A 9,498-nucleotide genomic window follows, 5' to 3' on the forward strand; every position below is an offset into this window, starting at 1 on the left:
ATCGGCGGCGGCGTCCCGCGCGCCTCAGCCACGGGCCTTCCCCTCCCCCGCCGGCCCGCCGGGCCGCGCCCCGACGTGGACGGCGATCGGCCCCGCCATGAAGCTGCGGTGGCGCACGTCGATGAGCCCCGCCTCGCGCATGATCGCGGCCAGCTCCGCGGGGGTCTTGAACCCCTCGGTCGAGGCGGAGAGGTAGGCGTAGGCGGCGCGGTCGCCCGCGACCAGCCGCCCGAGCAGCGGGATGATGCGCCGCAGGTACAGGCGCACGAGCGGTCGCAGCAGCGAGGGCGGCGGCGGCGAGGTGTCGAGGCAGACGACCCGCCCCCCGGGGCGGACGACGCGCGCCTGCTCGCGGAAGGCGCCGGCGCGGTCCGCGACGTTGCGCAGCAGGTACCCGGAGGTCACGGCGTCGAACGTGCCGTCGGCGAACGGGAGCGCCAACGCGTCGGCGGCGCACCAGAGGACCCGCGCGCCGCCGGGCCGCGCCCTGCCCACGCGCATCATGCCGAGGGAGAAGTCCGCCGCGACCACCGTCGCGCCCGGCCCGCCCGCGAGCGCCTCCAGCGCGATGTCGCCGGTGCCGCTCGCCAGGTCGAGCAGCCTTCCCCCGGGCGGCAGCGCGGCCTCGCGCACGACCGCCCGGCGCCACGCGCGGTCGCGCCCGAAGGTCATCAGGGCGTTCATGCGCTGGTAGCGCCCGGCGATCCGGTCGAACATCGCGCGCACGTCGGCGCCGGGGCCGGCCGGCGCGCCACCGAGAGAAACCATTGCGGTGCGGGATTGTAGCGGGCGCCCCCCGGCGCGACAAGGCGCCGTCGCGGCGTGGTACTCGGCCCCCGGCGGCGCGGACGGGGCGCAGCGCGCCGGCCCCTTCCCGCAGCCCGGCCGCCGCGATAGAATCCGCCGGTTCTCAACCCATCGGGAGGAGCTGCAACGATGCCGCAGTACGAGCTTCTGGCGCGCCCGGACACGATCGCCGAATTCGTGGCGGGCTGTCGCGGCGAGGCGCGGGTCGCCGTCGACCTCGAGGCGGACAGCCTGCACAGCTACCGCGAGCAGATCTGCCTCGTCCAGCTTTCCAGCGCCACGCGCACGGCCATCGCGGACCCGCTCGCCGGCCCCGGCGTCCTCGCCGGGCTCGCCCCCCTGCTGGCGGACGCCGCCGTGCAGAAGGTCTTCCACGGCGGCGACTACGACGTGCGCCTGCTCAAGCGCGAGGGCGTCGTCGTTCGCAACCTCTTCGACACCATGATCGCCGCGCAGCTCGCCGGCCGGGAGCGCTTCGGACTGGCGGCGCTGCTCGAGGCAGAGTTCGGCGTCGTCCTCGACAAGCGCTTCCAGCGCGCCGACTGGTCGCGCCGGCCGCTCGACGCCGCGATGCTCGACTACGCCGCCAACGACACCGCCCACCTGCTGGCGCTGGCCGACCGCCTCGGCGCCGAGCTGGAGCGCATCGGCCGGCTGGCCTGGGCGCAGGAGGAATTCGGCCTGCTGGAGCTGGCGGAGCCGTCGCCGCCGAAGAAGCCCTGGTGCCTCGATCTCAAGGGCGCCGGCAGGCTCGCTCCCCGCCAGCTCGCCCGGTTGCAGACGCTCCTGGATCTGCGCGACGAACTGGCGCGCTCCTCGAACCGCCCGCCGTTCAAGGTGCTCGGGAACGAGGTGCTGCTCGCCTGGGCCGCGCAGCCGCCGGCCGACCGCCGCGCGGTGGCGGCAACGACAGGCGCCAACCGCCCGCTGCTGGAGCGCATCGCCGGCCAGGTGCTGGAGGCGCTCGCGCGCGCCGAAGCCGTCCCGGACGAGCAGTGCCCGCGCCCGGAGCTCGTCCGGCGCGTCCCGCCGACGCCCGCCGAAAACCGCCGCCTCGCCCGCCTCAAGGCCGCCCGTGCGGAGGCCTCGGCGACGCTGCGGATCGAGGCCGGGCTCCTGGTCAACGGCGCCACGCTCGAGCGCCTCGCCCGCCAGGAGCCCGACGCCGCGATCGCCGCGCTGCCCGACGCGCTCAAGCGCTGGCAGCGCGAGGCGGTCGGCGACGTGCTGCGGCACGCGCTCGCCCAGTAGGCGCTCGCGGTTCCCGGCGCCTACGGCAGCGCGTAGGTGATCGTCAGCTGCGGCTGGTTGACGGTGGCGTTCCCGCTGTTGAACGAGATGAAGTCGGCCTTGCGGTTGCCGTTGTCGCCCTTCGTGAAGTACACGCGCAGCTGCGTGATCCCGGCCTTGTTGATCTTCCCCCTGCCGGCGGCGCTGAGCCGGCCGCTGTACCAGCCGAGCACGGGGGTCTTGTTGATCACGCCGGCGCCCGCGAGCGAGGCCGGCGTCTGGAAGTCCGTCGCCGTCAGCGCCTTCGTGCCGAACGTGCCCTGGCGGATGTCCAGCCGCAGGCCGCCGAGCACGGCAAACGGGTTTCTCCCCGTCACCGGCACGCCGCTGTAAAGCTGGAGAACCGCGGACTGGATCACCGCGTTGTTCGGCAACGCCGACGTGTCGAACGACAGGACGGCCTTGTACTGGCGGTTGGCCGCATCGTCGCCGAGCCGGACCACGATCGCCCTGGCGTCCACCGCGCCGCCGACGTTGCTGCCCTGGGACGACTCGAGCACCCAGCCGTCGAGCGCGCCGCTCGAGACGAACTGCACGGTCGGGCTGATCGTCAGGAACCCGCCGACGAAGGTGAGGTTGTAGTCGGCGGCCGCGGGAAAAGACCCGACCAGGATCGGGTACATGCCGACGCCCTCGCCGGCGAGACGCGCCAGCGTCAGCGCGTCGCCCGTCGCCAGCGAGCCCGCGGTCACCCGGTAGCTCAGCGGGGGGTCCGGCATGCCGAGGCCCTTGGAGACGTCGTTCGCCTCGACCGTGACGGCGCGCGGGGTGATCGCGCCCGTGACGTCCGGCGCGAACGTGTACGCGTAGTTGTGGCCGCCGTTGCCGTCGTTGACGGCGCCCGACGGGGTGAGCGTCTTGCCGGTGCCCACCATATTGGTGTCGAAGCTCTGCGTCCACGCCGGCTCGGTGTCGCCGGGCGCCAGGGGCGTGAGCGCGGAGAGGACCGGCACGCCGGCCGAGCTGGTCGTGCCGTCATAGACCTTCGTGTCGCTCACCGCGGTGACCGTGATCGGCAGCCGCGTGATCGCGCCGCCGGCGACGGGCGTGAAGGTGTAGGCGTAGTTGAGCCCGGCGTTGCCGTCGTTGACGGTGCCCAGCGGGATGAGGCTCTTGCCGGTGCCGGCGTTGCGGTTGTCGAAGATCTGCACCCAGGAGCCCGTGGTGTCGCCGGCAGCGAGCGGCGTGGCCGCCGAGACGACGGCCACGCCGGCGGAGGAGGCCGTGCCGTCGTACAGCTTGCTGTCGACGACCGCCGTCACCGTGACCGGCCGCGCGGTGATGCCCGCGGTGCGGGTTGGCTGGGTCAGGACGTAGTTGGCGGCGTCCGCGCCCGTCAGCGCCAGCCCCGAGATGTTCACCGTCTTGGCCGCGCCGACGTTACGGTCGGCGAAGGCCCCTGCCGCCCCCGTCGTGTCCAGTGAGACCACGTCCGCCCCGACGACCCCCACGAGCGTCGGGGAGCCGATGGTGAGCGTGGCCGCCGTCGTCCCGTCGTAGGTCTTGCCGGCCGGCGTCAGCCCTGAGGCCGACACCGTCAGCGTCGCAGGAGTCACCGTGACGGAGGGGGAGCCGGCGACCAGGGATGTCAAGCCGACGCCGCCGGGTCCGATGTCCGACTGCGCGGCAAAGGTGAAGGGCGAGCCGATCGGTTTCGGCGCCGTCACGCCCGAGTACGTGATCGTGAAGGACTGGCCGGCGAGGCAACTGGCGATGTCGACGAGGATCGTCGGTCCCGTGACCGCGAACGGCGGGCTGCCGCTGAGGGTGCAGGTGCCGGGGGCGACCGTGACGCGGCCGACCGTGCCGGCGGTCGCCGGCGCCGGCCAGCCGGCCGGGACCGTGAGCGTCACCTGCGAGCCCGCCGCGAAGTCGCCGACGTTCGCCGTGAAGGTGAACGTGAAGCTCTGCGCGCCGGCACCGTATGCCACGCTGTCCGGCGCGACGGACATCGTCCCCTCGCCGTCCAGCGCCGGCACGGCCCTCGCCGGCGCCGGCGCGAAGGCGACCCCGACCACCAGCGCCGCAACCAGTTGATACACTTGACGAAAACCGTATCTGCGCATCGCTGTCCCCTCCCTCGCCGCGGCGTTCGTTGGGCGAACCCCCCTTGTCCCGCGGAGAGATGATCGGGCGGCCGGCGGGTCCGGTCAATGGAGGGTTCCCCCCATCGGCCCGCCCCGTGCCGCACTTTCGCCTTGTCCCGAGGGGCGCGATTTCTGTATACTTTTTCGACTTTGTCTGCCATCAGGGGGAACACGAACTGACGATGGGACAGGCGGTTTCGAGCGCGGCGGCGGACGCGCCGATCCTCGAGCTCCAGGACGTCTCGCTGCACTTCGGCGGGATCACCGCGCTCGACGGCGTCGGCTTCACCGTCAACAAGGGCGAGATCTTCGCGGTCATCGGCCCCAACGGCGCCGGCAAGACGAGCGTCTTCAACTGCATCTCCGGGCTCTACCACCCGGCGAAGGGGAAGATCCTCTTCGAGGGGCGCGAGATCACGCGGATGAGCCCGGCGCGGCGCGCGCGGCTCGGGCTGGCGCGCTCGTTCCAGAACATCGAGCTGTTCAAGGGGATGACGGTCGTCGACAACCTCATGCTCGGCCGCCACATCCACATGAAGACCGGCCTGCTCACCGGCGGCCTCTTCTTCGGCCCGGCGCGGCGCGAGGAGATCCGCAACCGCGAGGTCGTCGAGGAGATCATCGACTTCCTCGAGATCCAGGCGATCCGCAAGAAGGTCGTCGGCACGCTCGCCTACGGGCTGCAGAAGCGCGTGGAGCTGGGCCGCGCGCTCGCGCTGGAGCCGCGCGTGCTCCTGCTGGACGAGCCGATGGCCGGCATGAACGCCGAGGAGACCGAGGACATGGCGCGCTTCGTCCTCGACATCAACGAGGAGCGCGAGACAACGATCGTCCTCATCGAGCACGACATGGGCGTCGTCATGGACATCTCGGATCGCATCTGCGCCATCGACTTCGGCGTCAAGCTCGCGGAGGGGCCGCCGGCGCAGATCCAGTCCGACCCGAAGGTCGTCAGCGCCTATCTCGGCGAGACGGACGTCCTGTTCAACATCTAGAAATGGGGACAGATTTATTTTCCTCGATGATCGAGGTCGAGGCTGAAAGCCATGACCGAAAATAGATCTGTCCCCATTTCGCCGGAGCTGACGCTCCCCAAGCTGCTTCTCGAGCAGGCGCGGCGCCACGGCGCGCACCGCGTCGCGCTGCGCGAGAAGGAGTTCGGCATCTGGCAGTCCTTCACCTGGGCCGACTACCTGCGCCACGTGCGCGAGTTCTCGCTCGGGCTGGTCGCGCTCGGCCTGCAGCGGGGCGACAAGGTGGCGATCGTCGGCGACAACCGCCCCGAATGGGTCTTCGCCGAGCTGGCCGCGCTGTGCGCCGGCGCCGTGCCGCTGGGCATCTACCAGGACTCCACCGCGACGGAGGTCGGTTACGTCATCGACCACTCGGACGCCGTGGTCGTCGTCGCCGAGGACCAGGAGCAGGTCGACAAGATCCTCGAGCTGCGCGAGAAGATCCCGAAGGTCCGGCACGTCGTCTACGCCGACCCCAAGGGGATGCGCGCCTACGAGGACCCGATGCTGCTGGCCTTCACGGAGGTCGAGCGCCGCGGGCGCGAGCTGGACGCGCAGCGGCCGGGGCTCTTCGACGAGAACGTCGCGCGCGGCGCCGGCGCCGACACGGCGCTCATCGCCTACACCTCGGGGACCACCGGCTTCCCCAAGGGCTCGCTGCTGACGCACACGAACATGCTCTCGATGGCGGCGAACCTGATCGCGGTCGACCCCAAGCGCCCGGACGACGAGTTCCTCTCGTTCCTGCCGCTGCCCTGGATCGGCGAGCAGATGATGGGCGTCGCCAGCGCGCTGCTCGTCGGCTTCACGGTGAACTTCCCCGAGGAGCCGGACACCGTGCAGGAAAACCTGCGCGAGATCGGCCCGAACGTCATGTTCTCGCCGCCGCGCGTCTGGGAGAACCTCGCCGCCAGCGTGCAGGTCAAGGTCATGGACGCCTCCCCGCTCAAGCGCTTCGCGTTCCACCGCGCGATGCCGATCGGCACCCGCATGGCCGACTGCCGCTTCCAGAAGAAGGCGCCGGGCCTGGGCCTGCGCGCCGCGTACCTGCTCGCCTACTGGACCGTCTTCCGCGCCCTGCGCGACCGCCTCGGCTTCTCGCGGCTGCGCTCGGCCTCCACGGGCGGCGCGGCGCTCGGGCCGGACACCTTCCGCTTCTTCCACGCCCTCGGCGTGAATCTCAAGCAGATCTACGGGCAGACCGAGATCTCCGGCATCTCCTGCATCCACCGCGACGGGGACGTCAACTTCGACTCGGTCGGCAAGCCCATCCCCGAGACCGAGATCCGCATCGCCGAGAACGGCGAGATCCTCTCGCGGAGCCCGAGCGTCTTCTCGGGCTACTACAAGAACGACGCCGCGACCGCCGACGTCCTGCGCGAGGGCTGGCTGCACTCCGGCGACGCCGGCTACTTCACGGAAGACGGGCACCTGATCGTCATCGACCGGCTCAAGGACGTCATGCACCTGACGGACGGCACGCGCTTCTCGCCGCAGTTCATCGAGAACAAGCTCAAGTTCTCGCCGTACGTCAAGGAGGCGGTCGTCATCGGCGACAAGCGCGAGCGCATCACCGCGCTGATCAACATCGACATGCCGATCGTCGGCAAGTGGGCCGAGAAGCAGCGCATCGGCTACACGACCTACACCGACCTGGCCTCCAAGCCTGAGGTCTACGGGCTGATCGAGGGGGAAGTGCGCCGGGTCAACCGCGACCTGGCGAAGATCAACCCGACCGCGGTCATCAGCAAGTTCGTGCTGCTCTACAAGGAGCTGGACGCCGACGACGACGAGCTGACGCGCACGAAGAAGGTGCGGCGCGGCTTCATCGGCGAGCGCTACAAGGACGTCATCGAGGCCATGTACGACGGCCGCGAGTCGGTCGCGATCGACGCGACGATCAAGTTCCAGGACGGCCGCACCGCGCGCATCAAGACCACGGTCGCGGTGCGCGAGGTGCCGAAGGAGGCGCGGGGGTACGGGGTGTGCGTCAATGACTGAGGGGATCTGGTTCTTCCTGCAGCTGCTCGTGCAGGGGCTGGCGGTCGGCAGCGTCTACAGCCTGATCGCGCTGGGCTTCGTGCTCATCTACAAGGCCTCGGGCGTCATCAACTTCGCCCAGGGCGAGCTGCTCATGCTCGGCGCCTACGCCTGCCTCGCCTTCCTCACCCAGGCCCAGCTCCCCTTCTGGGCCGCGCTGGGCCTGACGCTCGTGGCGATGGGCCTCGCGGCGCTCGTGCTCGAGCGGCTCGTGCTGCGCCCGCTCATCGGCGAGCCGGTGATCTCGATCATCATGGCGACCATCGGGCTGGCGGCGGTCTTCAAGGCGGCCACCGCCGCGGCCTGGGGCACGCAGCTGCGCAGCTTCCCGCCGATCTTCCCGGAGCAGCCGGTGAAGCTCGGGCAGGTCGTGATCTCGCAGGTCTACATCTGGACCTTCCTGACTGCCATGGCGCTGATGGTCGCCTTCGCGCTGTTCTTCAAGTTCACCCGCCTGGGCGTGGCGATGCGCGCCACCGCCAACTCGCACCAGGTGGCCCTCTCGATGGGCATCAGCGTCAAGGCGATCTTCGCGCTCTCCTGGTGCATCTCGGCGGTCGTCTCGGCGATCGGCGGGGTGCTCATCGGCAGCATCAACGGCGTGAACATCACCTTCTCGGATTTCGGCCTCAAGGTCTTCCCGGCCGTGATCCTCGGCGGGCTCGACAGCATCCCCGGGGCGGTCATCGGCGGGCTGGTGATCGGCATCCTCGAGAACCTCTCGGGCGGCTACCTCTCGCAGGTCTTCGGCGGCGGCGTCAAGGAAGTCGCCCCCTTCGTCTTCCTGGTGCTGATCCTCATGGTCAAGCCCTACGGTCTCTTCGGCACCGAAGAGATCGAGCGGGTGTAGGGGCGCGGCGATGGCGAACAAGTGCGGGCTCTTCCACCAGTCGTACCAGTCCGACATGGGCATCTTCCAGACGTGGTTCGCCCGCGTCTGGATGGCGCTGCTCTTCGCGTGGCTGCTCGTGTTCCCGTTCATCGCCAAGCCGATGGGCAAGGCGCTCGGGACGAACCTGCTCTACCTGGCGAACCTCATCGGCATCTACATCATCGGCGCGCAGGGGCTGAATATCCTCACCGGCTACACCGGGCAGATCTCGCTCGGCCACGGCGCGTTCATGGGCGTCGGCGCCTATGCCTCGGCGATCCTCACGATGAAGCTCGGCCTCTCCTTCTGGGTCGCGCTGCCGCTCTCCGGGCTGATCGCGGCCGCGGTCGGGATGTTCTTCGGCATCCCGTCGCTGCGCCTCAAGGGGCTCTACCTGGCGATCGCGACGATGGCCGCGCAGTTCATCATCCAGTACGTGATGCGCAATGCCACCTGGCTCACCGGCGGCTCGGACGGCATGAGCGTGCGCCCGCCGGTCTTCTTCGGGATGCCGCTGAACAACGACCGCCGCTACTACTTCCTGATCTACGCGCTGGTCATCCTGGCGACGCTCTTCACCAAGAACCTCACGCGCTCGCGCCCCGGGCGCGCCTTCGTCGCCATCCGCGACCGCTACCTCTCGGCGGAGGTCATGGGCGTCAACGTCTGGGGCTACCGGATCCTGTCGTTCGGCGTCAGCTCCTTCATGGTCGGCATCGCCGGCAGCCTCTGGGCCCACTACGTGCGGGTCATCTCCGACGAGCACTTCACGATGGGCCTCTCGGTCCACTACCTGGCGAGCATCATCATCGGCGGCCTGGGCTCGGTCACCGGCGCGATCTACGGCGCGATCTTCATGACGCTGCTGCCCGAGCTGCTGCGCATCCCCGAGCGCGCGCTCTCCGCGATCTGGGAGAACGCGATCACCGTCGTCAACTCCCTGCGCGAGGGGACCTTCGGCCTGCTCGTGGTGCTCTTCATCATCTTCGAGCCGGACGGCCTGGCGCACCGCTGGAACAAGATCAAGGCCTACTGGAAGCTCTGGCCCTTCTCCTATTAGCCCGGGTCAGCCAGGAGGCCCTGATTCGCCAGGGCGGCGTTGCGGGTCGGGCTGCTTGTGCGGCGGGCACCAGCCCGCCTCCGCGCGCGCTTCCCCGCTGCCTTGCCAGGACGAATCATGACGCTCCTGACCGACTCGGGCAGCAGGGTCCGCATCGCGTCACCACGAGAGGTCCGCGGGCGAGACCCGACGCTCGTTCGCCCGGACCTCGACGATCTCGCCGCTGGAGATCCGGATCACCCGCTCGGCCATCCCCGCGATCGCGGCGTTGTGCGTGATGACCACCGTCAGCGTGCCCAGCTCGCGGTTCACGCGCTCGAGCACCTCGAG

At 70.2% G+C, this 9,498-nt stretch carries 8 protein-coding genes; 5 read left to right on the forward strand and 3 right to left on the reverse strand.

From position 1 onward, the window contains the following. Window positions 1-24 precede the first annotated feature (24 nt). Window positions 25-768 (reverse strand): ubiquinone/menaquinone biosynthesis methyltransferase, encoded by a 744-nt coding sequence (locus tag VI078_09205; GenBank protein HEY5999458.1) that lies wholly within the window; start codon window positions 766-768, stop codon window positions 25-27. 168 nt (window positions 769-936) lie between these two features. Here VI078_09205 and VI078_09210 point away from each other — a divergent pair, with 168 nt between their 5' ends. Further along, on the forward strand, window positions 937-2,058 hold the full coding sequence (locus VI078_09210; protein ID HEY5999459.1) for an HRDC domain-containing protein: 1,122 nt from the start codon (window positions 937-939) through the stop codon (window positions 2,056-2,058). A 20-nt stretch (window positions 2,059-2,078) separates the two neighbouring features. On the opposite strand, the gene VI078_09215 is transcribed toward VI078_09210, so the two are convergent. Beyond that, window positions 2,079-4,163 (reverse strand): YDG domain-containing protein, encoded by a 2,085-nt coding sequence (locus tag VI078_09215; GenBank protein ID HEY5999460.1) that lies wholly within the window; start codon window positions 4,161-4,163, stop codon window positions 2,079-2,081. 203 nt (window positions 4,164-4,366) lie between these two features. Between VI078_09215 and VI078_09220 the strand changes: the two genes are divergently transcribed. Genes VI078_09220 through VI078_09235 form a run of 4 tightly spaced genes read left to right on the forward strand, consistent with a single transcriptional unit; the run spans window position 4,367 to window position 9,168 of the window. After that, on the forward strand, window positions 4,367-5,179 hold the full coding sequence (locus VI078_09220) for an ABC transporter ATP-binding protein (GenBank protein HEY5999461.1): 813 nt from the start codon (window positions 4,367-4,369) through the stop codon (window positions 5,177-5,179). Between the two features lie 51 nt (window positions 5,180-5,230). Continuing rightward, window positions 5,231-7,198 (forward strand): long-chain fatty acid--CoA ligase, encoded by a 1,968-nt coding sequence (locus tag VI078_09225; GenBank protein ID HEY5999462.1) that lies wholly within the window; start codon window positions 5,231-5,233, stop codon window positions 7,196-7,198. 4 nt (window positions 7,199-7,202) lie between these two features. Then, on the forward strand, window positions 7,203-8,087 hold the full coding sequence (locus VI078_09230) for a branched-chain amino acid ABC transporter permease (GenBank protein HEY5999463.1): 885 nt from the start codon (window positions 7,203-7,205) through the stop codon (window positions 8,085-8,087). A 10-nt stretch (window positions 8,088-8,097) separates the two neighbouring features. Next, a complete protein-coding gene (locus tag VI078_09235) occupies window positions 8,098-9,168 on the forward strand; it encodes a branched-chain amino acid ABC transporter permease (protein HEY5999464.1) in 1,071 nt (356 codons plus the stop codon). Window positions 9,169-9,327: 159 nt separating this feature from the next. Here the strand turns inward: VI078_09235 and VI078_09240 are convergent. Continuing rightward, on the reverse strand, window positions 9,328-9,498 hold a 171-nt coding region (locus VI078_09240), incomplete at its 5' end, for an ABC transporter ATP-binding protein (GenBank protein HEY5999465.1).

It is taken from the genome of bacterium (assembly GCA_036524115.1).
Lineage (GTDB): Bacteria > JAUVQV01 > JAUVQV01 > JAUVQV01 > DATDCY01 > DATDCY01.

Excerpts from the sequence above, each read along its gene's own strand:
- VI078_09205 (HEY5999458.1), bottom strand. The coding sequence starts at position 768 with ATGGTTTCTCTCGGTGGCGCGCCGGCCGGCCCCGGCGCCGACGTGCGC.
- VI078_09220 (HEY5999461.1), top strand. The coding sequence starts at position 4,367 with ATGGGACAGGCGGTTTCGAGCGCGGCGGCGGACGCGCCGATCCTCGAG.
- VI078_09210 (HEY5999459.1), top strand. The coding sequence starts at position 937 with ATGCCGCAGTACGAGCTTCTGGCGCGCCCGGACACGATCGCCGAATTC.
- VI078_09235 (HEY5999464.1), top strand. The coding sequence starts at position 8,098 with ATGGCGAACAAGTGCGGGCTCTTCCACCAGTCGTACCAGTCCGACATG.
- VI078_09215 (HEY5999460.1), bottom strand. The coding sequence starts at position 4,163 with ATGCGCAGATACGGTTTTCGTCAAGTGTATCAACTGGTTGCGGCGCTG.
- VI078_09225 (HEY5999462.1), top strand. The coding sequence starts at position 5,231 with ATGACCGAAAATAGATCTGTCCCCATTTCGCCGGAGCTGACGCTCCCC.